The organism is Nostoc flagelliforme FACHB-838 (assembly GCF_014698065.1).
Lineage (GTDB): Bacteria > Cyanobacteriota > Cyanobacteriia > Cyanobacteriales > Nostocaceae > Nostoc > Nostoc flagelliforme_B.
The window spans coordinates 75,164-98,849 of record NZ_JACJSI010000014.1; the positions used below are offsets into that span (position 1 = coordinate 75,164).

General features: G+C 41.8%; 20 protein-coding genes. 13 read left to right on the forward strand and 7 right to left on the reverse strand.

What is annotated here, in order from left to right; translation table 11 throughout:
- Positions 1-163: 163 nt before the first annotated feature.
- Positions 164-571 carry a universal stress protein gene (locus tag H6G97_RS10155; protein WP_190940529.1) on the reverse strand — a complete coding sequence of 136 codons (408 nt, stop codon included), beginning with the start codon at positions 569-571 and terminating at the stop codon, positions 164-166.
- 89 nt (positions 572-660) lie between these two features.
- Between H6G97_RS10155 and H6G97_RS10160 the strand changes: the two genes are divergently transcribed.
- Both H6G97_RS10160 and H6G97_RS10165 read left to right on the forward strand, forming a co-directional pair.
- Positions 661-1,863 carry a phosphoglycerate kinase gene (locus tag H6G97_RS10160; RefSeq protein ID WP_190940486.1) on the forward strand — a complete coding sequence of 401 codons (1,203 nt, stop codon included), beginning with the start codon at positions 661-663 and terminating at the stop codon, positions 1,861-1,863.
- 97 nt (positions 1,864-1,960) lie between these two features.
- The gene (locus H6G97_RS10165) at positions 1,961-2,578 is read left to right on the forward strand and encodes an NUDIX hydrolase (RefSeq protein WP_190940487.1); all 618 of its coding nucleotides are present in this window, start codon (positions 1,961-1,963) and stop codon (positions 2,576-2,578) included.
- Positions 2,579-2,711: 133 nt separating this feature from the next.
- On the opposite strand, the gene H6G97_RS10170 is transcribed toward H6G97_RS10165, so the two are convergent.
- The 3 genes from H6G97_RS10170 to H6G97_RS10180 form a co-directional block, all read right to left on the reverse strand.
- The gene (locus tag H6G97_RS10170) at positions 2,712-3,485 is read right to left on the reverse strand and encodes a hypothetical protein (protein ID WP_190940488.1); all 774 of its coding nucleotides are present in this window, start codon (positions 3,483-3,485) and stop codon (positions 2,712-2,714) included.
- A gap of 171 nt (positions 3,486-3,656) precedes the next feature.
- Positions 3,657-5,825 carry a serine/threonine-protein kinase gene (locus tag H6G97_RS10175; RefSeq protein WP_190940489.1) on the reverse strand — a complete coding sequence of 723 codons (2,169 nt, stop codon included), beginning with the start codon at positions 5,823-5,825 and terminating at the stop codon, positions 3,657-3,659.
- A 57-nt stretch (positions 5,826-5,882) separates the two neighbouring features.
- Complete coding sequence (locus H6G97_RS10180) at positions 5,883-7,577, reverse strand: serine/threonine-protein kinase (protein ID WP_190940490.1); 1,695 nt, start codon at positions 7,575-7,577, stop codon at positions 5,883-5,885.
- A 148-nt stretch (positions 7,578-7,725) separates the two neighbouring features.
- Here H6G97_RS10180 and H6G97_RS10185 point away from each other — a divergent pair, with 148 nt between their 5' ends.
- Complete coding sequence (locus H6G97_RS10185; RefSeq protein ID WP_190940491.1) at positions 7,726-9,240, forward strand: phenylacetate--CoA ligase family protein; 1,515 nt, start codon at positions 7,726-7,728, stop codon at positions 9,238-9,240.
- 164 nt (positions 9,241-9,404) lie between these two features.
- Here H6G97_RS10185 and cax read toward each other — a convergent pair whose 3' ends face one another.
- Entirely contained in the window at positions 9,405-10,526 is a 1,122-nt protein-coding gene (gene cax / locus H6G97_RS10190; RefSeq protein WP_199349333.1) for a calcium/proton exchanger, read from the reverse strand.
- Between the two features lie 484 nt (positions 10,527-11,010).
- Here cax and H6G97_RS10195 point away from each other — a divergent pair, with 484 nt between their 5' ends.
- From H6G97_RS10195 to H6G97_RS10205, 3 genes are all read left to right on the forward strand, one after another.
- Positions 11,011-11,190 carry a hypothetical protein gene (locus H6G97_RS10195; RefSeq protein WP_190940492.1) on the forward strand — a complete coding sequence of 60 codons (180 nt, stop codon included), beginning with the start codon at positions 11,011-11,013 and terminating at the stop codon, positions 11,188-11,190.
- Positions 11,191-11,352: 162 nt separating this feature from the next.
- Complete coding sequence (locus H6G97_RS52335) at positions 11,353-11,505, forward strand: hypothetical protein (protein ID WP_242054879.1); 153 nt, start codon at positions 11,353-11,355, stop codon at positions 11,503-11,505.
- A gap of 447 nt (positions 11,506-11,952) precedes the next feature.
- Positions 11,953-14,142, forward strand: coding sequence for a caspase, EACC1-associated type (locus tag H6G97_RS10205; protein ID WP_190940493.1), 2,190 nt, complete (start codon positions 11,953-11,955; stop codon positions 14,140-14,142).
- 165 nt (positions 14,143-14,307) lie between these two features.
- On the opposite strand, the gene H6G97_RS10210 is transcribed toward H6G97_RS10205, so the two are convergent.
- The gene (locus tag H6G97_RS10210; RefSeq protein WP_190940494.1) at positions 14,308-14,895 is read right to left on the reverse strand and encodes a Uma2 family endonuclease; all 588 of its coding nucleotides are present in this window, start codon (positions 14,893-14,895) and stop codon (positions 14,308-14,310) included.
- Between the two features lie 153 nt (positions 14,896-15,048).
- Here H6G97_RS10210 and fni point away from each other — a divergent pair, with 153 nt between their 5' ends.
- The 7 genes from fni (at position 15,049) to H6G97_RS10245 (ending at position 22,283) form a co-directional block, all read left to right on the forward strand.
- Complete coding sequence (gene fni, locus H6G97_RS10215; protein WP_190940495.1) at positions 15,049-16,098, forward strand: type 2 isopentenyl-diphosphate Delta-isomerase; 1,050 nt, start codon at positions 15,049-15,051, stop codon at positions 16,096-16,098.
- Positions 16,099-16,152: 54 nt separating this feature from the next.
- Positions 16,153-17,988 (forward strand): signal peptide peptidase SppA, encoded by a 1,836-nt coding sequence (gene sppA / locus H6G97_RS10220; protein WP_190940496.1) that lies wholly within the window; start codon positions 16,153-16,155, stop codon positions 17,986-17,988.
- 416 nt (positions 17,989-18,404) lie between these two features.
- Entirely contained in the window at positions 18,405-18,644 is a 240-nt protein-coding gene (locus H6G97_RS10225; protein WP_190940497.1) for a hypothetical protein, read from the forward strand.
- Positions 18,645-18,993: 349 nt separating this feature from the next.
- On the forward strand, positions 18,994-19,419 hold the full coding sequence (locus tag H6G97_RS10230) for a hypothetical protein (RefSeq protein ID WP_190940498.1): 426 nt from the start codon (positions 18,994-18,996) through the stop codon (positions 19,417-19,419).
- A 221-nt stretch (positions 19,420-19,640) separates the two neighbouring features.
- Positions 19,641-19,886: a hypothetical protein gene (locus tag H6G97_RS10235; protein WP_190940499.1), complete on the forward strand. Its 246-nt coding sequence runs from the start codon at positions 19,641-19,643 to the stop codon at positions 19,884-19,886.
- Positions 19,887-19,931: 45 nt separating this feature from the next.
- A complete protein-coding gene (locus tag H6G97_RS10240; protein ID WP_190940500.1) occupies positions 19,932-20,327 on the forward strand; it encodes a hypothetical protein in 396 nt (131 codons plus the stop codon).
- Positions 20,328-20,684: 357 nt separating this feature from the next.
- Positions 20,685-22,283, forward strand: a complete 1,599-nt coding sequence (locus tag H6G97_RS10245) for an Hsp70 family protein (protein WP_190940501.1) — start codon at positions 20,685-20,687, stop codon at positions 22,281-22,283.
- Positions 22,284-22,708: 425 nt separating this feature from the next.
- Here H6G97_RS10245 and H6G97_RS10250 read toward each other — a convergent pair whose 3' ends face one another.
- Complete coding sequence (locus tag H6G97_RS10250) at positions 22,709-23,239, reverse strand: L,D-transpeptidase (protein ID WP_190940502.1); 531 nt, start codon at positions 23,237-23,239, stop codon at positions 22,709-22,711.
- Between the last annotated feature and the right edge of the window lie 447 nt (positions 23,240-23,686).

Genomic DNA, 23,686 nt, shown 5'->3' on the forward strand with positions numbered 1-23,686 from the left:
GACGGCAGGAGGCAGGAGTCAAGAATGCTCGGTTAAGGCTAAAACTTAATGCCCGTATTTAGCACCACCGAATCTAGGACAACCTTCTCCAGCCGCCTTGTTGTTACAACCGTAGAACTTTTAATTAGCGATCGTACTACAACTAGTATTGAGCAACACACTGCTAAGGCACAATCAGCACTGGACAAGGGGAAAGGTTAATCACACGAGTGGTAACACTATCATCCGCTCCCTCTTCAGTCAAGCCTAGTCCTCGACAGCCCATAATAATTAAATCTGCCCCAATCTCATCAGCGACATCGCAGATAGTAAAAGCCGGTTTACCTTGCTTTTCCAAGATTTCAGCTTGAATTCCTTGCTCAGAAAATAACGATTGGGCATTTTCCAGCAGTTTCGCAACTACCTGTGGCGACACCATCGGATCTGCACTAGGCGCATCTGGAGACGGTTCTTCTACCACAGACAGCAGCACCAAGCGACTGCTGTACTTTTTGACTACGTTGGTAACTACGTCAGCAGCTTCACGCGTTTCCCGGCTTTGATCGATAGGAAATAATACCGTCTTAAATATATCTGTCACTTGGGTACCCCTGACTCCGGTAAAATCTTGATGGTTCTACTTTCAAAACAATAACAAAAAGGCAATCAGGAGAGTTTGGTGTGTCCAAAAAAAGTTTAGCAAGTTTATCTTCGGCTGATATTTCTGGGAAACGTGCCTTAGTGCGGGTTGATTTTAACGTGCCTGTGGACGATCAAGGCAACATTACCGACGATACTCGCATTCGCGCCGCTTTACCAACCATCAGAGATTTGACGCAGAAGGGTGCTAAGGTCATTCTCGCCAGCCATTTTGGGCGTCCTAAAGGTGTGGATGACAAATTACGCCTAACTCCCGTTGCCAAGCGTCTGTCGGAGTTACTAGGGCAAGAAGTCATTAAAACTGATGATTCCATTGGTGATGAAGTTGCAGCTAAAGTTGGCGCGTTGCAAAATGGTCAAGTGCTGTTACTAGAAAATGTCCGTTTTTACAAAGAAGAAGAAAAGAACGATCCAGAATTTGCGAAAAAATTAGCAGGTAACGCTGATTTTTATGTAAATGATGCTTTTGGTACTGCACACCGCGCCCATGCTTCTACTGAAGGTGTGACTAAATTCCTCAGTCCTTCTGTGGCTGGATATTTGGTTGAGAAGGAATTGCAATATTTGCAAAACGCCATTGAAAATCCCCAACGTCCTTTGGCAGCAATTATTGGCGGTTCCAAGGTTTCCAGCAAAATTGGTGTGATTGAAACACTGCTGGAGAAGTGCGACAAGCTGATCATTGGCGGTGGGATGATTTTCACCTTCTACAAAGCCCGTGGTTTGAATGTTGGTAAGTCTTTGGTAGAAGAAGACAAGCTGGAACTAGCGAAGTCTTTGGAAGCTAAGGCTAAAGAACGTGGTGTTGCTTTATTGCTTCCCACAGATGTGGTATTGGCAGATAACTTTGCCCCCGATGCCAATTCTCAAACCGTTAGCATTGAGAATATCCCCGATGGTTGGATGGGCTTGGATATTGGGCCAGACTCGGTGAAATTTTTCCAAGAAGCTCTTGCAGATACCAAAACGGTAATTTGGAACGGGCCAATGGGTGTGTTTGAGTTTGATAAGTTTGCGGTAGGTACGGAAGCGATCGCTCATACCCTAGCTGAAATTGGCAAAACTGGCACAACCACCATTATCGGCGGCGGTGACTCGGTAGCGGCTGTGGAAAAGGTTGGTTTAGCCGACCAAATGAGCCACATCTCTACCGGTGGCGGCGCTAGTTTGGAGTTACTTGAAGGTAAGGTGTTGCCTGGAATTGCAGCTTTAGATGATGCGTAAGTAGGGACTAGGGTCTGGGGACTGAAGAAGGGAATAGGGTACAGATTATTCCCTATCACCTTTCCCCAAGATCCAAGCCCCTACATAAGAAAAATATATGCAACCTAAATGGCTGGAATGGGCGCAAAAGTTACAAGCGATCGCTCAAAATGGTCTAACCTATGCTGAAGGTGTTTATGACATCGAACGCTATAAACAATTGCAGGCGATCGCCACAGAAATGATGGCGACTTACTCAAATGTAGAACACAACTATATTCTCGATTTATTTAGCCGCGAAGTCGGATATGCAACTCCTAAAGTTGATGTCCGGGCAGCTATTTTTCGTGACGATACTATATTGTTAGTCAAGGAAAGAATTGATGGCTGCTGGACTTTACCTGGTGGATGGGCTGATGTTGGTGAGTCGCCCAGTGAGGCAGTTGTCAAAGAAGTATATGAAGAATCTGGATATCAAGCACGCGCAATGAAACTCCTAGCAGTCTATGACAGAAACAAACAGGGACATCCATCATTACCGTTTTATGTCTACAAGCTCTTTTTTCACTGTGAACTTATTGGTGGTTCTCCATCATCGAGTATCGAAACTGAAGAAGTCGGTTTTTTTCCTGAAGGTGCGTTACCAAAACTTTCCCTAGGACGTGTGACACCAGCACAAATCACACGACTTTTCCAACATTATCGGAATCCAGATTTAGCGACGGATTTTGATTAGGAAGTTGTCTGGTAATAATATTATCAACCACTAAGGGACTTGCAAAAAATAAATTATCCCAAATTATTTATAGATTTGTAGGGGCGCAATGCCTTGCGCCCCTACGACGGGATATTTTTTTAACTGGAACTCCCTAAAGATTAGTTTTCCATTGAATTTCAGGTAAGGCTAACGGGAACTGATTGCTTTTTGACTGTGCCCAAACATCATTTAATATAAAATTTAGTGAGTTTGCTTGATTGCTAATTGGGGCAGACAAAATGTAATTGATCTTGATCTGACCTAATGGAAGTATAGTTTTGCTAAGATCCGTGCCATACATCGCTAAAAGGTCTAAATCATAAATGTTTCCAGAGTCATCAGAAATATTAAGGTCGTGGGTAGAAATATTAACAGATTGATCTGCGGTATTATTAGTAAGCAAAAGCGTAAACTTATTACTGCCACGCTCTAAGCCTGCTATTGTTGCTTGCAACTGAATATTTGAAGTAGTTGCTTCTACAGAAGGGGGCCGTGGAAATGATCTACTACCAAAAGGGGTATTAAGCTTAGGAGAACAAATAATTGTGGCTTCTTTACCTTTAACCACAATATTCTTACAATCACCGTCTGCTGATTTTTGAGAAACATCAAAACTAGGTTGATTACCATTTGCTATTTCAGCAGGACTTGATTTAGGGATTTCCCTTCCCGAAAGACTTGGCGAAGTAGTTACCTGCGGGTTTGTCTTATCTGGAGAACTTTGCATAACTTTGAGCGAGTCAGATACCCTACCCGTCCCCCAAATAGCAGTTAAGATACCTGCTACAGCTGTAAGAAAGGCGGTAACTCCCACCAATAATTTAGCTGTGTTGCCTGGTTTTAATGACATAAAAATATGCTGGTAAAGAAGCAGAAAGATAACCAATCCCGATCGGGAAACTGCACATTTATAAAAATGACTCTTTTTACTGGCTTGAAGCTGCGATCGCAGCGCCAATTAACTTCATAGTATTTATAGCAAATTCCTAGTTAACAAAAACATTCATCAAGTAAAATTTTTTAGATCGGTAAGGACAGCATCGCGTTTGCAGGATTTTTAATTATTCTGGGGAGTTGTCTCAGCAGTAGGTGTTGCTGTAGGTTCAGGTGTAGAGCTTTCTGTAGGAGTGGGCGTAGGAGTAGGGGTGGGAGTTGGTATAGGTGTGGATGTTTCCGTAGGTGTTGGTGTAGGCGATGGGGGAGGTGTGGGATTTTCTGCTGTAATGCTGAGTTGATAATCTAATGGTTTTGATGCTGTGGAAACCACGACAAACTCGTAAAATCCGTTTTCTGATAATTTAGTTGACAAACTACGCTGGGTAGAATCTTCTAACAAGCGAATTTTGCCAGAGGGTGAATAGACTGATAACAAAATTTGGGAATTTGCTTGTAGTTTCAAGTCCAGAGATTGGTTTTTAGCAAGTTCAGCAATGAATACTTTACCGCCACCAGGTTGGAGAGTACCGCTGACTGTTTTACCAGTAGCCCCCGGATCAAAAACAAGTTTCTGGAAAGTGCTACCGGCGAGGATAGCACTGAGTTGATCGCTAACAAATCCGTACCAAACTTGGCCAATGGGCTGACTCTGGAAATTTTTACCCTGTTGGTCCGGGAATACACTTAAGAAAGCTGCATCTCCTAAATCATATAAAGAACGACTACCAACGTTGATTTTGTTGACTTCCACTTTCCAGCGATCGCGTTCAGCAGTTGTGTAAGTACCCAGTTGGCGGCGTGCATTGGAACTCAATGGTGCTAGCTTTTCTAGCAATTCTAAGGCTGTTTTATCCCATTCTGCCCGCAAACCCTCATCTTCTGGGCCATCGCTGAGAGTGCGTCCCCGTAAACTGGGATTTCTATCCCAAAAAACTTGATTCACCAAGTTCACATAGAAGTTAGAGTTAATACCCAATTGTTGACGGCGATCGCTCAATCTTTCTTTACGCTGCCGTTCTGCTGGCGAATACTGCGCTAAAGGATCAGTCGGTTGTTCAGTGGTTGGAATGGGGCTAGTTGTAGGATTCGGTTCGACTTCCCCGACATTGCGGTTGTTATTTACTCCCCACAAAATTAATCCAACACTACCCGCTGCTAGTGCCGCCACAAGAAAGGTTTTTGTTGGTGTCCACCAAGAAGGAGGGGGGGGAGATGAAGGATATGTAGCTTTAGCTTCCCGCTGGCTGGGGGCTGGGGCCGATGGGGAGACGGCAACGGTGGCAGATGTGGGTTGTGGCGGGGTGGGATATTGAGTTGGGGGAAAGTTAGCTGGGGGCTGGTTAATAGCCTGGAGGACTTGACGGGCTGATTGATAGCGATCGCTTGGTCTAGCAGATAGCATTTTATCTAATACTTGCCCCAAAATTGGACTCAGGCTTACTTCCCGTCGCCACTGCCAAGTGAGATTGTAGGTATCAATTAATTCTTGTGGTTGTTTTCCTGTCAGTAAAACCAACATCGTTGCTGCTAAAGCATACAAGTCGCTATGGGGAGATACTAACCCAGTTTGCATCTGTTCTGCGGGAGCAAATCCTATTTTACCCAATAGGGTTGGTGATGGTGAAGATGCGACTACGCCGGGTTGGTAATATTCGGAAGCAACCGTTGCTGCTACTTGTTTGACACCGCCAAAATCAATTAACACTGGCAGTTTGTCAACGGTGCGAAGCATTAAGTTATCTGGAGAAATATCTCGATGAATTACTCCCAGAGAGTGTATGTATTCCAATACTGGCAAAATTTGCTGCAACAATTGGCGCACTTCTACTTCTGTAAAGCGCAAACCCTGTTTTATCCGAGTATCTAACAAAGAATTGTAAGTTTCCCCTTCGACATAATCTTGTACCAAAAACAGATATTCTTTGCCTCCTAAGTTCAGCCGCAGCAGTTCCCGGAAGCGGGGAATTTGGGGATGTTGTAGTTTATAAAGAACACTCGCCTCTCTCTCAAACAGTTCTTCAGCTTTTTGGACAACGTAAGCGGTTTGAACTTGGGGGGAAAATTCTTTTAAAACGCAAAGTTCGCGGAAACGGTTGATATCCTCAGCTAAATAAGTGCGTCCGAAGCCACCTTGGCCAATTTGACGCACAATCACATAGCGATCGCCTAAAGTTAGCCCCGGTTGGATAGTATAACTTATGGACGTATCCAACAACTTTTCACCGCACTGGAGACAAAAGCGACTACCTGGGGAATTTTCATGTCCCTTAGAACAATATAATTTTGTCATTTGTCATTTGTTATTAGTCATTAGTTACTCTTCCCCAGTCTCCAGTCCCCAGTCCCCTTATTTGCCAGATCGTACATTACTGACTTGATCAGCGGCGATCGCATACCAAATTTGGCCGAAAGTCTGTTGATTGAGTTTCTTACGCTGCTGATCGGGAAACAAACGATCAAATTTTTCATTTGTGTCTTTAGTCAGCTGATCAATTGTATACTTCCCAAACTCACCCGATCGCGCTTGTCGTCTCCATGTTTCGTAATCTTGTTCAGTATACTTACCCAACTTCCGACGAGATGCTGTACTGAGGTTAGCCTGTTCTAGTTTATTCAATAAATCGTTAGCGATACCAGACCATTCATTTCGTAAACCAGCATCTTCAGGTTTAGATGTCAGGCTACGCCCCTTTAATTCCGGTTTTTTTGTATAAAATAAATTATCTACGAAGGGAATAAAAAATCCTTCAGTAATTTCTAGCTCTTGACGACGATTAATAATTTTCTGGAGATCGCTATTTTTTCCTTTTTCCCTGTCAGGCTTACCGCCCGGCAATTGAGGAATTTGCGGTAACGAAATTGAGGGAATGGTGATTGAAGTTACACTCCGAATGACTGCATTTACTACTGCCCAAGCACCTGCGCCAGTTAAGACAACTAAAGCTGTCCCTCCTAAACTCATCACAAAAGGGCGAATCCAAACAGGGAAAGATATCGGTTTAGATATCGCTTGCGTTTTGCTCTGAAATCTACTCATAACGGCACTGGCGCGTTGTCTTCCTGGAGCAACTACCATCGTGTTGATCTTGCTAGTAATATAATTACCTGGGGATTTCGTCGCAGTTGCTGATGGTAAATCTCTGAGGATTTGCTCGGCTCGTTGATAGCGATCGCTCGGTTTATAAGCCAGCATCTTTTTTAACACTGCTTCCAATTGGGGACTAACTCGGATTTCCTTTCCCCAACCCCAAATTCCCTGATAGGTGTCGTATAATTTTTGCGGTTCTTGACCTGTGAGCAACACCAAGGCTGTCACAGCCAAAGAGTATAAATCACTACTAAAAAATGCTTTACCTTGCCGTAACTGTTCCTCTGGAGCGTAGCCCTTTTTACCCAGCAAGGTGTTATTTCCAACTAACTTAGTGCGCCAAAAACCTTCAGAAGCTGGCAATTGTTTGACACCACCAAAATCAATCAGCACTGGCAGATTATCAGAACGCCGCCAAATCAGATTATCGGGAGAGATATCACGGTGAACTACATCTCGTGAGTGGATGTAGGATAACACAGGTAAAATCTGTTGCAGGAGGGTGATGACTTCCTCTTCACTAAAGGTTTTTCCTTGAGTTTCACGCTGTTCTAATAATTGGTAGTAATTATCACCATCCACATAATCTTGCACTAGAAAGAAAAAATCTTTAGTGCCTATCTTCACTTGTAGCGAGGCGTGAAAACGCGGGATTTGTGGATGCTGGAGTTTTTTCAGAACATTTGCTTCTCGTTCAAATAACTCTTTAGCTTTTTGTAAATCTTGATGTTCTTGTACTTGGGGTGCAAATTCCTTCAGCACACAAGTTTGATGGGATTTACTTCTATCCTCCGCCAAATAGGTGCGTCCAAAGCCACCCTGCCCTAAATGACGGATAATTTGATAGCGATTATCCACCATCTGTCCCACAGCAAGAGGTAATGGTTCACCACAATGGGTACAAAAGCGGTTACTACCATTATTTGTGTGTTGTTTACTGCAATAGAGCTGCATGGTGCCCAAGGATAAATTAAGGTTTTATTGGATAACTACAACGCGTATACCCTTATTTTCGGATATCCTACGAATTACAAATTACGAATTACGAATTACGAATTATTTTAACGGTGTTGGTTTTACTTCAGGATAAACAACAAGCGTCATGAACCCGAAATCAAGACAGCAACAAGTAATTAAAGCATTTGAAGATTTTTTGTCTACCCCCCTAGAAACGCTACTGCAACGGCATCTCAACACTGAGACTTCGACAGCTTTGAGTTTATTTCACGATGTGGCGGCTAATGTACCAGCCTACAAAGCTTTTTTAGCAGAAAAGGAAATTAATCCCGCGACTATTCAAACTTTAGAGGAGTTTCAAAAACTACCAGCGATCGCTAAACAAAATTATATACTGCGCTATCCTTTGACTGACTTGTGCCGCAACGGGCAATTAGAAGGATGCGATATGATAGCTACTTCATCAGGTTCTAGTGGTAAACCGACATTTTGGCCTCGTTTTTTCACAGATGAACTCCAAATCGCCACACGTTTTGAACAGATTTTTCACGATAGTTTCTATACAGATACCAGACGTACTCTAGCAGTGATTTGTTTCACTTTGGGCACTTGGGTAGGTGGAATGTTTACCACTAATTGCTGTCGTTATCTTGCTAGCAAAGGTTATCCCATCACTGTAATTACCCCTGGTAACAATAAAGAAGAAATCTTACGAATTGTCCAAGAATTAGGTTCAGCTTTTGAACAAGTGGTGTTATTGGGATACCCGCCATTTTTAAAAGATGTTATTGATACTGGTATCGTTCGTGGTGTGGAGTGGCAGCAATATCAGATTAAATTAGTCATGGCGGGAGAAGTATTTAGTGAAGAATGGCGAAGTTTAGTTGGCGAACGAGTTGGTTCACAAAATCCTTGCTATGATTTTGCATCACTTTATGGCACTGCGGATGCAGGAGTTTTGGGCAATGAAACACCGTTAAGTATTTGCATTCGCCGTTTTTTAGCAGAAAATCCCGATGCAGCTAGAGCTTTATTTAGGGAATCACGTTTACCCACATTAGTACAATATGATCCTTGCAGTCGCTTTTTTGAAGTTCAAGATGGCGGATTGCTGTTTTCGGGAGACAACGGTATTCCCTTAGTACGTTATGACATCTTAGATACTGGCGGAATAATTAGTTATGATGCTATGCTGCAATTTTTAGCAGAATGGGGATTTAATCCGCTCGAAAATCTCCGTTCTGATACTCAACACTCGCCTAGAGGTATTCATCAGCTACCTTTTGTTTATGTGTTCGGGCGTTCTAACTTTACAGTTTCTTACTTTGGCGCAAATATCTATCCCGAAAATGTGGTGGTGGGATTAGAACAACCAGGAATTCAAGAATGGGTGACGGGTAAATTCGTGTTACAGGTGAAGGAAGATGCAGATAAAAATCGATTTTTATCTGTGGTTGTGGAACTAGGAGCAGGGATAGAAGGTAGTGAAGATCAAAAGCAAGCGATCACATCTTCTATTCTTTCACAACTGCTCCGCCTAAATAGCGAGTTTGCTAATTATGTTCCCGCAGAATATCAAACACCAGAAGTTACATTAGCACCTATGGGTGATTTTGAATATTTCCCCATTGGGGTGAAACATCGTTATACGCGTCAATAAAGTTTGGTTTCGCTTTCATCTCCGAAAAGCGTTTAATAATTAGCCAGATATGAGGGAACTCCAAAAAATAAATTATCCAATTTTTGGAATCACAACGACTTTTCCTCCCCCTGCTTCCTGCCCGCTGCCTTTCTTCGATAACAGCGCTATTGCCCGATTAGCGCTCAAATTGGATGGAAGTAAAAGGCAGCACCTAGTATAGCATAGGTTGCTAGCAGCAACATCCCCTCTAACCAGTTAGAGCGACCATCCAAACTAATTAAGTTGGCAATGACCACTGCAATGATCACTGCAACGACCTCAAACAAGTTAAAGTTTAAATCCATTGGTTGTCCAATTACCTGCCCAACTAGCACAAGGAGCGGCGCAACCAACAAAGCAACTAGTAGACTCGATCCCATTGCTACAGATACAGACAAATCCATATTGTTCTTAATCGCTACTCGCACAGCAGTTACATATTCGGCTGCACCTCCAACTAATGGTAATAAAATTACTCCGGTAAACAAAGGTGTCAATCCTAGTCCTTTTGTTGCTTCTTCAACCGCACCAACAAAAATCTCAGACACGAACGCTATACCAATCGTTGCCACAAGCAAAACACCAACCCAAAGGCTCAAGTTTGGTTTTGAATGTTTATCTTGCTCTGTGGCGGTCTCGTCTTCAGAAACACCTTCTAGTTCTACAACTCCAACATCGTAGAGGTAGCTGTGAGTCTTCAAGGAGAATAACAGCGTAAAACCATAAACTACAATTAAAATGACTGCTACAAAAATCGACAGATTAGTAATAGCGCTTTGCTCGACCACATTAGATGTAGTAATCACCATTGCAGGCAGTACAATTGCAGTTACTGCTAGTGTCATTGTCGAGCCATTGACTCGCGCTGCCATTGGTTGAAAAGTCTGCTCCTTATACCGTAATCCTCCCAGCAACATAGATAGCCCCATTACCAGCAGTAAATTACTGATAATTGTCCCAGTAATGCTGGCTTTAACAATATCTACCAAGCCTGCTTTGAGAGCTACCAGAGCAATAATTAGCTCAGTTGCATTACCAAAGACTGCATTTAACAAGCCTCCGATAGAAGGCCCTAAAACCACAGCAATTTCTTCTGTCGCCTGACTCAGCCAAACTGCTAACGGAATAATTGCAACTGCTGAAAGTCCAAATACTATTAATGCATCCCATTCTAACTTTTCTGCCACAATAGCAATAGGAACAAAAACTAGCAAACCAATTGAAATTAGATTTTTAGCTTGTATATTTTTGAGGGCGGTTGGCATAAGTATATAGCTCTAATAATGATAACTATCGTTTAATTGATTGAAATACAGCAGATTGCAACAGGCGTGAGGTACAAATTATCGTAAGGGCACAACATTGTTGTGCCCTTAACCGTGTACTTGATTTACCTAAAATACCCTGTAACTGCACAATAGAAGCAATTTTCCTTGTCTGTAAAACTTACTAAAGAACTTACAGTAGATAAATTTACTTTTCCTAAAGGATTTTATCTGCTGCGAAAAACTTTGCTAACTGGCTAAAGATGGATGAGGCTGGTAAATAAATTAATCCCTTTGACTGCTGTAATTGCTACTTATTACAATTAACGCTCTTCCATAACTCTTAGGAGAACGTTAGGGATTTTCAAGAAATAAATTATCCAAATAAACTAACCGCAGAGACAAGGCAGCGCGGTCTTGGGGGTTTCCCCCATGAGGGACTGCCGCGCAGAGAACGCAGAGAGAGGAGAAATAGAGAAAATTTTTGCGTGAGTTGTGGGATATTTTTTTATTTGGAAGTCTTTTAATTAACTCATCACGGCGATCGCAAAAACGATGCCTGCGGCGGGCTACGCCTACGCACTCTCATTCTTTGTACAATGTCTGTTTTATTGGGGGCGATCGCATTCCCTGGATTGCGGAAAGATCAGCTAGAGAGATTTGACTTAAGCTAGATGCCGCTTGGCTTTGGGTATAATTATTACCCAGGGAATCAAGCCGCAAAACCTGATGATACAAGCATTATAGACGTTGTGTGGGGGATGTGTCTGAGGAAACACCCAAAAAAATAATTGACCTTGTAAACCCAAAAACAAGGTGAATTCAGATGTCAGCTAAAAAATGTGGTGAAAGTGCAAATCAAAGAGCGATGTCTACGACGGCCTACGCCTACGCTTTTTTGCTAATTCTGCAAACAATGTTAATTGGCGTAAATGCTGAAAACCGCCTTCAGCAGGAGACTCACCAATTGAGGTTTTAATCTGGATGATTAACCAGTGTATCCCAGTCCTGAAACAAGCCAGCAGTTTGCAAGAAAAACAGAAAAAGAGCCTGTTACCCACACATCGCCATTCTGAGGATCAATAATATCACAAGCCCCTCTTTGCTTGCAGAGAAGGGCTGTAGCTATATCTAATTAGTCTAATAATAAAGACCTCCCCTTGGTTTTACTACGCAAAACCGTCTCTCTCCGACTCGGAGAGGGACAGACTTGAACTTTAGTTCTAGGCAGGGAGAGGTTAATCAAACTCACGTTCGTTCAAAACACAAGCTTATTCGTTTATTAGACATCGCTTTTCTGGAATAACCATTGAACTGGCTGTAGAAACTAATGGTAAAAAACCAAAGTCAAAGCCAGTAATTATGCAGGAGTTGGTAATAGCGATCAAGGTAGCACAGAAATTTGTAGAGGGGTAGTTAAGCAAACATGGTGAATAAAGTAGCATTGCTGATTGGAGTCAGTGAGTACGAACCAGATTTGAACCCTTTACCCGGATCTGTTAAAGATGTGGATGCGATGCAGCGAGTATTAGTCAACCCAGAAATGGGCGACTTTGCCGAGGCAGATATCACGGTGTTGAAAAATCCTCAACGCCAAGAGATGGAAAATGCCATTCATAGGTTGTATGCAGATCGTCACAGAGATGATCTGGTATTATTTTACTTTTCTGGTCATGGGATTAAAGATGAAAGGGGTAATCTTTACCTCTCAACCCGGATAACTCGTAAAGAGAATGGGAAACTAGTAAAGCCTTCGGCAGTGGCTGCTAGTTTTCTCCATGAGTGTATTAACGATTGTCGTTCCCAAAGACAGGTGATAATTTTGGACTGTTGCTTTAGCGGAGCGATCGCTCAAGGAATGACTGTCAGAGATGATGGTATTGTCAATGTGCAGGAACAGTTAGGAGGCAAAGGACGAGCAATTCTGACATCATCCACATCTACCCAGTATTCTTTTGCTCCAGAAGGATTTGAACTTTCAATATATACACGTTACCTAGTTGAGGGGATTGAAACTGGAGCTGCTGACCACGACGAAGACGGTTGGATTTCGGTAGGTGGATTGCATGATTATGCCAGTATTAAAGTACAAGAAGCAGCTCCAGCGATGACACCAAAGTTCTATCCTGTTGAGGAAGGCTACAAAATAAATCTGGCAAGAGCACCTGTTGGCGATTGCAAACTAATGTACCGAAGGAAAGTTGAAGAAATTGCTCGTAAGAAGCAAGGAAAAATTTCTGATATCAACCATAGAACTTTAAAAGAGTTGAGTCACAGCTTGAACTTGCCATCTGAAGAAGCTAATGCGATTGAGGCTGAGGTTTTGCAGCCTTACGTGATCCGCGAAGAAAAATTACAGCGTTATGAGCAGGCTTTATCCGAAGCAATTGAGCGGCAAAATCCACTTAGTGATGAAGATTGGATTGATCTGGGAGGTTTGCAACAAATTTTGAGGCTTAGAGATGAAGATGTTGCACCAATTAAAGAACTTTTTCAGGATAAAAATCAGGCAAGACAACCACCAGAAGACGAAAATTCTTCGAATAAGCAAACGTCTTCTAGCACACCTACCTCCCATCAGAAAACTCCATCCGAAAGTCTTTTTTCTCGTTGGAAATTGCTGGTATTTGGCTTAGTATCTGTATCTTTGGGGGTAGGGATAAACCAAATATGGTTAAATCAAGGCCAACTTCCAGAAACTCCATTTAGTTATTCAGTTCGTGACTCTAACGATCGGTTTACTGAAGTTAAAGATGCCGATGTCCCTTCTGGTACATTTAACTACGGCCTCAGTACAACTTGGGCACCAATTCGTGGCGCTGTAGACAATGAAATTCAAAAAGCCTTTCCTAATTTCAAACTAAAATATGTAGATTTTACTCTTGAAGAGACAGGTTCACTGACAAGTATCGAAAAGTTATTAGATAAATCAATTGCTTTTGCACAGTACTCTTATCCACTTACAGAGCAACAGCAGAAGAACTTTAAAGAAATTCCCATTGCGAACGATGGGGTAGCGATCGCAGTTAACCCAAAATTAAATGTTACTAGGTTGACCTTGGATCAGTTAAAGGGCATTTACACAGGTAAAATAACTAACTGGAATCAATTAGGGGGCCCTGACTTGGAGATTAAGCCTTTGTCTCGCAATGTGATCGGTGGTACTGTCAAGTTTTTTAAAGAAAAGGTTTTAGGCGATCCTGAATATTCATTTTCTCCTCAGCTTGTTAAAGCAGTACAAAGCACCACTCTAGGACTACGAGAAGTGTCTAGAGAAAAAGGCAGCATCTACTTTGCCTCAGCGTCAGAGATAATTGGTCAGTGTATGGTTAAGCCTTTGTGGTTAGGTAAAGACACAAATCATCTAATACCCCCCTATCAAAAATCAAGTGAAGAGAAAACTTCTGAATGTCCAGAAAATCCAAATAAATTTTATAAAGTTAATGTTAACGCTTTAAGCGACCAAAGTTATCCACTAACTCGCAAGTTATATATAGTTGTCAAGCTAGATGGTTCAATAGACCAAAAAGCAGGCGAAGCATACGCCAAGTTACTGCTAACCCCCAGGGGTCAAGACCTAATTGAAGAAGCTGGCTTTGGTAGAATTAGCAAATAGATTTAGTCTTTGAACTTTCACTAAGCTCAGGCGATCGTAATTAGAACGATGTTTATATAGCAATCCTAAATGAATTGTAAAAATCCAGAGACTAAGATCCCCGACTTCTTTGAGAAGTCGGGGATCTTATTGTTCACGACTGATTTAGGACTACTATATATTGATTTATTCCTCAATCAACTCAAAATTCACCCGTTCGTAAATATCACGCAAGGTAATTTTAAAATCGATAGAATCTAAGACTAAAACTGCATCTTCACCTTCATATTCCTTAAAAATCCATTGTCCTTCTGCTTGTTTAATAAATTGTTCCACAGCAAAACTATACTGGTCAATCATAATATATTCCTGAAAACCAGGAATTGAACGATAATATTTAAATTTATCTGTTTTGTCATAATTTTTAGTTGAATTTGATAAGATTTCAACAATTAATAAGGGATTAGTGATAATTGTTTTACCTGTTCCCTCATAAATAGGCTTACCTTTGATGACCATAACATCAGGATAAGTATAAAGGCAATAACGAGGTATTGATAATTTCACATCCCCTATGTAAATCTCATAATCTTGTCCTTGCAGAGTCAGGGGAAACCTTTTATAAAAATTACCTGCAATCTTATTGTGGTTAGTTGTTCCCCCTGTCATCTGTATAATTTCTCCATCTGTGTATTCATTTTTATATTCAGCTTTTTCTTCTAATTCCAAATATTCTTCTGGGGTGTAGTAACGCTTTTCTGTTTGTAAAACCATATTAATTAACTCATAAAATGGGGGAATGGTTCTGTTATCAATAGCGTAACGTACCCGAAAGATAGCGAAAATAAATATTTTTGTTATACAAATACAGTTACAGACAATGTAACAATAGCGATCGCAAGCCAATACTTTTAGCCATACCTACCAGTGAACGCCCCTACCAACATCTCTGCACAAACTCAGAATCGCAAAGCCGATCACATTCGGATTTGCTTAGAAGAAGATGTTCAGTCTCATCAAATCACTAATGGACTGGAACGTTATCGCTTTACCCATTCTTGCTTACCCGAACTCAACCACAACGATATTGATATCAGTACAACTTTCCTGGGGAAACACCTTGGCGCACCCCTGTTAATTTCTTCCATGACTGGCGGAACAGAACAAGCCGCAATGATTAACCAACGTTTGGCGCAAGTCGCGCAACACTACAAAATTGCGATGGGTGTCGGTTCCCAGCGAGTAGCAGTAGAAAAACCCCAAGTGGCTGATACTTTTGCTGTCCGCAAGTATGCCCCCGATGTTCTGCTATTTGCGAACTTGGGCGCTGTGCAACTTAACTATAAGTACGGCTTAGATGAATGTTTGCGCGTAGTTGATATCCTAGAGGCTGATGCCCTGATTTTACACATTAACCCTCTACAAGAGTGCATTCAACCCAAAGGTGATACTAATTTCCGGGGTTTGCTTGACAAGATATCTGAATTATGCATAGAACTACCAGTGCCAGTAATTGCGAAAGAAGTAGGTAACGGCATTTCAGCAGCGATCGCCAACAAACTCATTGCCGCCGGAGTAGCAGCAATTGATGTGGCGGGTGCGGGGGGTACTTCTTGGGCAAAAGTAGAAAGTGAACGAGCAGAAAATCCCCTGCAACGTCGCTTAGGGAGGACGTTTGCCGATTGGGGTTTACCGACGGCAGAGTGTATTACAACTATTAGAGCGATCGCTCCAGATGTGCCCTTAATTGCTTCGGGAGGCTTGCGTCATGGATTGGATATTGCAGCTGCGATCGCTTTGGGAGCAGATATAGCTGGTTTAGCAATGCCTTTCCTGCAAGCAGCAGCAATATCAGAGACAGCAGTTGCCGAACTTGCTGAAGTATTAATCGCCGAAATTACCACGGTATTATTCTGCACTGGCAACGCCACCTTGTCTGAGTTAAAGCACTCTGATAGTTTACAGCGCATAGAATAAGTAAATAGGTCATTTGTCATTTGTAAATGCCCAATTCCCAATAACTAATAACTAATGCGTAATTTTATCAAACAAACTTTTGCTAGTTTAGTTGGCACCTTACTAGGACTAATTATTTTCGGTGGTCTGGGAACTACTGGATTATTCTTGCTGATATTGGCTGCTGCCTCTTCTAAAGATACTGGGCCAAATGTGAAAGATAAGTCAGTGTTGGTTTTTGACTTGTCAATGAAAATTACTGATAGCGAACCTAGTTCAGGCCAACTGTTTCAAAACACATTATCAGGTGTAGATGACGATAGGATGGCACTCCGCAAAGTTGTGAAAACTTTGGAAAAGGCGCGGCGCGATCCGCGAATTGTTGGGATCTATTTAGATGCAACAAGCACAAGCCAAGCTGGTAACGTTGGCTATGCCTCTCTGAAAGAAATTCGGAAAGCCCTAGAGGAGTTTCGCGCTGCGGGGAAAAAGATTGTCGCTTATGGCAGTGATTGGAGTGAAAAGGAATATTACCTTAGTTCAGTAGCAGATTCCATTGTACTGAATCCTCTAGGAATGATGGAAATGAACGGTTTGAGTTCGCAACCGATGTTCTTAACGGGAGCATTGCAGAAATATGGCATTGGTATTCAAGTCGTGCGGGTGGGGAAATTTAAGGGCGCAGTTGAACCGTTTATCCTGACAAAGTTGAGTCCAGAAAACCGCGAACAAACTCAAAAATTGTTGGATGATGTTTGGGGAGAGTGGCGTACTACTGTAGGCGCAAGTCGGAAAATTGAACCTAACCAGTTGCAATCGATCGCAAATACTCAGGCGCTACTCGAAGCTACACAAGCCAAAACTAGCGGTTTAGTTGATCAAGTCCAATACCCCGATGAAGTGGTAACTGACCTGAAAAAGTTGACAGATAGCGATAAAGACGACAAAACATTCCGACAAATTAGCCTGAATAGCTACGCACAAGTTTCTGGCAAATCTTTGAGTGTAGAACGTAGCTCAAAAAATGAAATTGCCGTTGTTTATGCTGAGGGTGAAATTGTTAATGGTAAAGGTGATGATGGGCAAGTAGGAGGCGATCGCTTTGCCAAAATCTTCAACAAACTCCGACAAGATAAGGATGTAAAAGCTGTTGTATTACGGATTAATAGTCCCGGTGGTAGCGCTACTGCGTCTGAAGTCATGCAGCGAGAAGTGAAATTAACTCGCAAAACGAAACCAGTTGTAGTCTCAATGGGTGATGTCGCCGCTTCTGGTGGTTACTGGATTGCTAGCGACTCTAACCGCATTTTTGCCGAACCAAATACAATTACTGGTTCAATAGGTGTGTTTGGGGTGTTGTTCAATGGTGAAAAGCTGGCTAATGATAATGGCATCACCTGGGATTCCGTAAAAACTGGAACCTATGCTGATACTCAAACAGTTTCGCGTCCGAAATCGCCCCAAGAGTTGGCACTTTATCAACGCAGTGTTAACCGAATTTATAATATGTTTCTGAATAAAGTTTCTCAAGGTCGTAAACTCCCAGAACAAAAAGTGGCAGAGATTGCCCAAGGACGGGTTTGGTCTGGTGTAGCAGCGAAGGAAATTGGTTTGGTGGATGAAATTGGTGGTTTAAATAGTGCGATCGCTTATGCTGTCAAGCAGGCGAAACTAGGAGAAGACTGGGAAGTGCAAGAATATCCTCGCACAAGCAGCTTCGGAGAACGCTTTTTTGGGCGTGTAACTGAAGAGGTGCGGACTGCTTTAGGAATTGAGGAAGTGCAACTCAAACAATCTAACCCCCTTACCATTGAATTTCAGAAATTGCAACAAGAAGTAGAGATTCTGCAAAAGATGAACGATCCACAGGGAGTCTACGCCCGCTTGCCTTTCAACTTGAAGATTGAGTAGATGCTTTTTTGAGCATCAGTGGACAGCAATTCACCAATTACGCCGAAGCTAATGGGTTGGACTCAAACACGCTTCGGTTATAGGTTATAGGTGAAATTTTAAGGTATGTAAAGACTATGTAATGCTACGTCTTTACAAAGGTTATCGATAGGCAACTTATCTTATCCGAACCCTATTAAGTTGCCCTCGTTAGCCCGAAACCAGCTGACATTTGCTGCATAGATGTGTAAAGTAGTTGAGAGTAAATTAAAATCTCTAACTTTTGACAGAATTTTAGATTTGAAATTTTGCTAAAGCAGACCGATTAAACAGTGGCTTAACTCTAGAAAAATCTAAAATTCTTTATCCAAACTAGTTTATTCACATATTGAGCCACTTTAGATCCTAAAATACAAAATTGAGTAAAACATCCATCTATGGCTAGAAAAACACAACGTCTTTTGCTGCTAATTGTTTCCTGTAGTATAACTGGTGTAATTTTAGGAGGTACTGCTGGTTGGGCAGAAAGTAATCTCTGCTTGGGAGACAGCAAAGTTACAAGTGAGTGCCTAACCCAAGATCCAATCCAAAAAACTATCCAAGGTATGAGTACTGGATTGTTAGCTGGGGCTGGGGCCGCTTTTGGTGCAGTATGGCAATTACGGCATGAAGATTGAGCATTAACTACCACTAACCCGAAACTTCGGGTTAGATTAGGTTTCTGTACTAATTAGCCAGTGCCTCCACTTTGACGCTGTTGCAGAGGATAAAGTTGCTCTTACTCCTAATGGTCAAAAACGAATCCTTGAGCAGGTATTGCCTAAGCTTGTTCCCCAAAAATAGAATTCCTAGTCTAATTGCAGGGTAAGCATTTATCAAATCTCGTTTAAATCATGGCGAAAATAGCAGATTACCCAACAAAGTGAAGATTTTTTACAGCAGTTCAGAGTAAATACGGCTTCTATTGAACTTTCAGTTACTTTATGTTTAAAGGTAAATAGCTATTTTACAAGCGATCGCACAATCATGGACGACAGCAAGGCATTGTTTGACTACTGGCATGACCGAGTTCGGCTGAAAAACTCTGAGTTAATTGCGGCTCCTGGACACGTCAAAACCCAGGATCTACGCCATGATTGTACCTACTACGATGATCTTTGGCGTAGCCCTGAAGTTCAACAACTGGATGAACCAGAGCGTAGCAGAGTTATTGCGATTATTAAGTATGAATGTACAGCTAAAGTTCTACAGAATCGGGCTGGTCGTCTCCGCGATCGCGCTAATGAGCTTGAAGCAGCTTGTAATGAACAAGATCAACAAAAATCCAAGCTTCTGGGTTTGATCAGAGTATTACAAGAGAAACTGTTTGGTAAAGTTGAAGAAGAACCCAGAAGCCAGAATCCAGGAGTCAGAATCAATGAGTGGGGGATTCAGACCCGCCACTCATTGTAGACCGCTAAATGAACGCAAGTGCGTCTCTGAAAGAGAAGATTTAGCGGGGGTCTTAAACCCCTAGATTCATCCACCAGTCGTACAGAATTCATACTGAATTCTGACTCCTGACTCCTGAATTCTGTTTTGATAAAGAAATTAACAGATTAGAAGCACGGATTGCCTCGTTAAAAGCGGAAAATGAAGCCTTCCGATCTGAAGCTGAAAAGAGTAAAGCTCAGGTGGAATTGGTTAAAGAACTGGAGCAGCTTAAAAAGAAATACAATGAAGTTGAGAAGCGAAGACAGGAATTAGCTCAAAATAATAAGAGTTTAGGTGGAAGAGTTGCCCATAGCAAACGGTATAAGCAGCAAAGAGATGAAGCAAGAGCTTTAATTGAACAGCAGAAACAGCAAATTGCTACATTAGTTCAAGAGACTCAGCGTCTTCGTGAAGACAATGAAAGACTCGCTCAGAAATTAAAATAAGTGGATCGACAAAATGCTCTAAATTTGGGACGCTCGATAGGAATCATGAAACTTCAAGAGCTAAAAGCTAAAGTCTACGAATTAGCTGGAGTGAATAATACCAAACAACTCAAGGCAAAAAATCAGGAGATTAAGACGTTAGATATGCGTCTTAAAACCTCCTGGGAAAAAACTCTTGCTATTCTTCAAAAACCACAAGGCGAGTTTGAGAAGTGGTTAGAAAATCCGCCGGAAGAATACAAAGATATTTTTTCTGAAATTACAGAAGTCTCTCAAAAATATGAGCAAAAATCAGCACAGACAAAACAGTTAGTGCAAGAAGTATTATTAATAGCCAATAATCTTGAAGAACTAGCAGAGCAAGGTCAAGATGAGGCAAATAAAATCAAGCAAGAAATTGAAATAACTAGACGGATTTCAAAGCAAGCAAGACTAAACTAATTTAGACATTAGAGGACTGCTAAAAACTATAGCAGTCCTAAATCATTCGTGAAAATTATATCTCTCTTTCTTCTTTCCTTTGCGTCCTTGGCGGTTCGTTTCCTAATCTATATTTTTCACCACTCAAATAGGATTGCTATAGCTGCACTGAACGGAAGCATCAGTTAGTAGCTTATACTGTATGAGAATCGGGACTTTTCATGCAGCTAAGTGTTAGCTGCAACACACTGCATCGATATCTGGGTTGGGATGCAAAGAAATAAGCCTATGGGCGCATTTGCTTTCTTGGTAACTTATAGAGAATAATCACAAATAAAGCAGCTTTGACATCTTCGTGCGAGATAATAAATATAAAATATGGCGATCGCAATCGATTTTGGTACTAGCAACACAGTCATTGCTCGTTGGAACCCTGTAACCCAGCAGCCAGAAACCCTGACACTACCAGGTTTGTCAATTAAACAAAGTCTCAATCCGCCACTGATTCCCAGCTTGGTTTATGTTGAAGATGCAGCCCAAAATAAAGTCTTAGTCGGGCAACAAGTACGTGATCGCGGTCTTGACCTCAAAGGCGAAACGCGATTTTTCCGCAGCTTCAAGCGGGGTATTGGTGCAGATATCCAAGGTTTCTTACCCGAACTAGATGGGCAAATTGTCACCTTTGAGCAAGTAGGGCAATGGTTCCTTACCCAGGTGATTGAAAAACTAGCACCCCAGCAAGGGGGATTAGACTCTCTAATTTTAACCGTACCCGTAGACAGTTTTGAAGCTTATCGTCACTGGTTGGGCACAGTTTGTCAAGCCCTCCCTGTTGAACAGGTGCGGATGCTGGATGAACCCACAGCCGCAGCCTTGGGTTATGGTTTGGCAGATCAAGATATTCTCTTGGTGATTGACTTTGGTGGCGGTACTTTGGATTTGTCTCTTGTCCGGTTGGATCAAAGTGTGCAAGCAACCACAAAGCCACTAGGATTTCTCCTCAAGTGGGGTAATAAGTCCCTGGCTGAAGATTCAAGGCAGAAAGTCAAAACTGCTCGTGTCCTGGCAAAAGCTGGGCAAAATCTGGGCGGTACTGATATTGATAATTGGTTGGTAGATTACTTTGCCAAAACTCAAGAACTAGCGGTAAGTCCCTTGACAACGCGATTGGCAGAACGGGTGAAAATTCAGCTATCAACCCAAAACCAAGCTAGTGAAGTTTATTTTGATGATGAGACATTTGAAAGCTATGAATTGGAATTAAACCGCGACACTTTTGAAGATATTCTCAAAGAACACGCATTTTTTGAGTTACTAGATGAGTCGATGACAACACTGTTGCAGCAAGCAAGACGGCAAGGAATTGAACTTCCTGATATTAATGCAGTTTTGTTAGTTGGTGGCACAGTGCAATTACCAGCAGTGCAGACATGGATAAAACAGTATTTTGAGCCAGAAAAAATCCGTTGCGAACGTCCCTTTGAAGCGATCGCTCAAGGTGCATTACAGTTAGCTCAAGGCGTACAAATCAAAGACTTTCTCTACCATAGTTATGGTATCCGCTACTGGGATCGCCGCAATCAGCGTCACAAATGGCATTCTCTGATTAAAGCTGGACAAGCATACCCCATGAATCAGCCAGTGGAATTAGTCTTAGGCGCTTCAGTGGAAAATCAGCCCAGCATTGAACTAATTATGGGAGAATTAGGAGCAGATACGGGTAGTACTGAAGTTTATTTTGATGGCGATCGCTTAATTACTCGCCGTATGGAAAATACTGAAACCAGCGTCAAACCCCTTAACGATCAAGAAGGCGCAAGAACAATTGCCCAACTGACACCACCCGGATATCCTGGAAGCGATCGCATAAAAATTCTCTTTCAAGTTGATGATCAACGCTTTTTACGAATCACCGTTGAAGACTTGTTAACGAATGATACGCTGTTGGAAAATCAACTTGTGGCACAGTTGAGTTAGATATAATGCACATCATTAGTCGGAAAAAGCTGCGCGAATTTGGCCAAAATTATGCTGATTCCTGTGATGCAGTTAAAAACTGGTACAAGGCTGCCAATAAAGCTACATGGAATAATCTTGCCCAAGTGTAAGCAGTTTATCCTCAAGCATAAGCTGTTGGGAATTTCACTGTTTTTAATCTCAATTTCTGGTAATACAGGCAAAAAATCTTCTCCCTGAAGTAAGAGGATGTTTGAAAAGTCCTCTTGTTGGTATCAAAAAGTTTAGATCCTCCTAAATCCCTTGAAGATGTGTTTTTAGTCTAGCAGTGATGTAAAGTGCGTTACATTCGGCAATTATTACCTGTCTATAACATCCAGATAATAATTGCCGCAATGATTAATTTATCTTCACCATAATTCGTAATTGAAACTCTTAATTACGAATTATTTCCGCACCACTACTAAAGTTCCATTCCTAGCCCAGTTGTAAAGATTGCGAGCTTGCTTAACAGGTAAATTTACGCAACCGTGGCTGACTGGAGTGCCAAAACGATTATGCCAGTAAGCGCCGTGGATGGCGTAGCCTCTGTAGAAATACATCGTGTAAGGAACGTCAGGAATGTTGTAGCCTCTGCCTCGCATCCGGTGAGTGCGATACTTAGAATTAATCCGAAATCTACCTATGGGTGTAGGAGTCGATCGCTTACCTCCAGAAATGCGGTATGAATGAACAAGTTTATTACCTTCCCATGCACGTAAACGTTGTTCTGACAAGTCAATTTCAATCCAGCGAGGTTGGCTAATATTATTGACTGTGAGGCTGTTTTCATCGACTGAGGTGGCTGTTGCCGTAGTCGAGTTTGGTGTACCTGTTAACGGTGATGACCAAGAGAATAAAGTCATCACCATCAGCGCTACGCCTGTACAAAAAGTTCCTGAAGAACGAATCCCACCACGGCGAATCCAAGTTTGCATTATGCCTCATCTTCTAAACTACGCAAAAATCATGAAGTGAAGCAATTTTCTGGAAAACTACAAATTTCCAAAGTGACTTCTAACTTCTTGTCAAGGATTTACGCAATTCATCCGCTAAAGCTTCTCAAGATAAGTCCTAAGTTAATCCGCGTCCAATTTGTCCTTTGTCCTTGGTTAAATGATGATTCCTAACTTAATAACCAATGACCAATAACTAATTACCAAGGACAACCTTTAAAAAAAATCTGTCATTTAAATGCCTAAATGCAAAGTTTCCCCGTATTAAGATTTGCATTTGTAATTTCACACAGAAATTGTCAGAATTTACGCTTATTTTTTGGGCAAACCGTTGAATGCCCTCTTCTGTATTTTATTTCAATTTCAGTAATTCCGACTCCGAAGATTCCCAGCATAAAATCTTGCTGGAATCACTTAATTGTCTTGATT

Excerpts from the sequence above, each read along its gene's own strand:
- H6G97_RS10230 (WP_190940498.1), top strand. The coding sequence starts at position 18,994 with ATGGACGACAGCAAGGCATTGTTTGACTACTGGCATGACCGAGTTCGG.
- H6G97_RS10180 (WP_190940490.1), bottom strand. The coding sequence starts at position 7,577 with ATGCAGCTCTATTGCAGTAAACAACACACAAATAATGGTAGTAACCGC.
- H6G97_RS10240 (WP_190940500.1), top strand. The coding sequence starts at position 19,932 with ATGAAACTTCAAGAGCTAAAAGCTAAAGTCTACGAATTAGCTGGAGTG.
- H6G97_RS10185 (WP_190940491.1), top strand. The coding sequence starts at position 7,726 with ATGAACCCGAAATCAAGACAGCAACAAGTAATTAAAGCATTTGAAGAT.
- H6G97_RS10250 (WP_190940502.1), bottom strand. The coding sequence starts at position 23,239 with ATGCAAACTTGGATTCGCCGTGGTGGGATTCGTTCTTCAGGAACTTTT.
- H6G97_RS10225 (WP_190940497.1), top strand. The coding sequence starts at position 18,405 with ATGGCTAGAAAAACACAACGTCTTTTGCTGCTAATTGTTTCCTGTAGT.
- H6G97_RS52335 (WP_242054879.1), top strand. The coding sequence starts at position 11,353 with ATGTCAGCTAAAAAATGTGGTGAAAGTGCAAATCAAAGAGCGATGTCT.
- sppA (WP_190940496.1), top strand. The coding sequence starts at position 16,153 with ATGCGTAATTTTATCAAACAAACTTTTGCTAGTTTAGTTGGCACCTTA.
- cax (WP_199349333.1), bottom strand. The coding sequence starts at position 10,526 with ATGCCAACCGCCCTCAAAAATATACAAGCTAAAAATCTAATTTCAATT.
- H6G97_RS10165 (WP_190940487.1), top strand. The coding sequence starts at position 1,961 with ATGCAACCTAAATGGCTGGAATGGGCGCAAAAGTTACAAGCGATCGCT.
- H6G97_RS10210 (WP_190940494.1), bottom strand. The coding sequence starts at position 14,895 with ATGGTTTTACAAACAGAAAAGCGTTACTACACCCCAGAAGAATATTTG.
- H6G97_RS10175 (WP_190940489.1), bottom strand. The coding sequence starts at position 5,825 with ATGACAAAATTATATTGTTCTAAGGGACATGAAAATTCCCCAGGTAGT.
- H6G97_RS10245 (WP_190940501.1), top strand. The coding sequence starts at position 20,685 with ATGGCGATCGCAATCGATTTTGGTACTAGCAACACAGTCATTGCTCGT.
- H6G97_RS10205 (WP_190940493.1), top strand. The coding sequence starts at position 11,953 with ATGGTGAATAAAGTAGCATTGCTGATTGGAGTCAGTGAGTACGAACCA.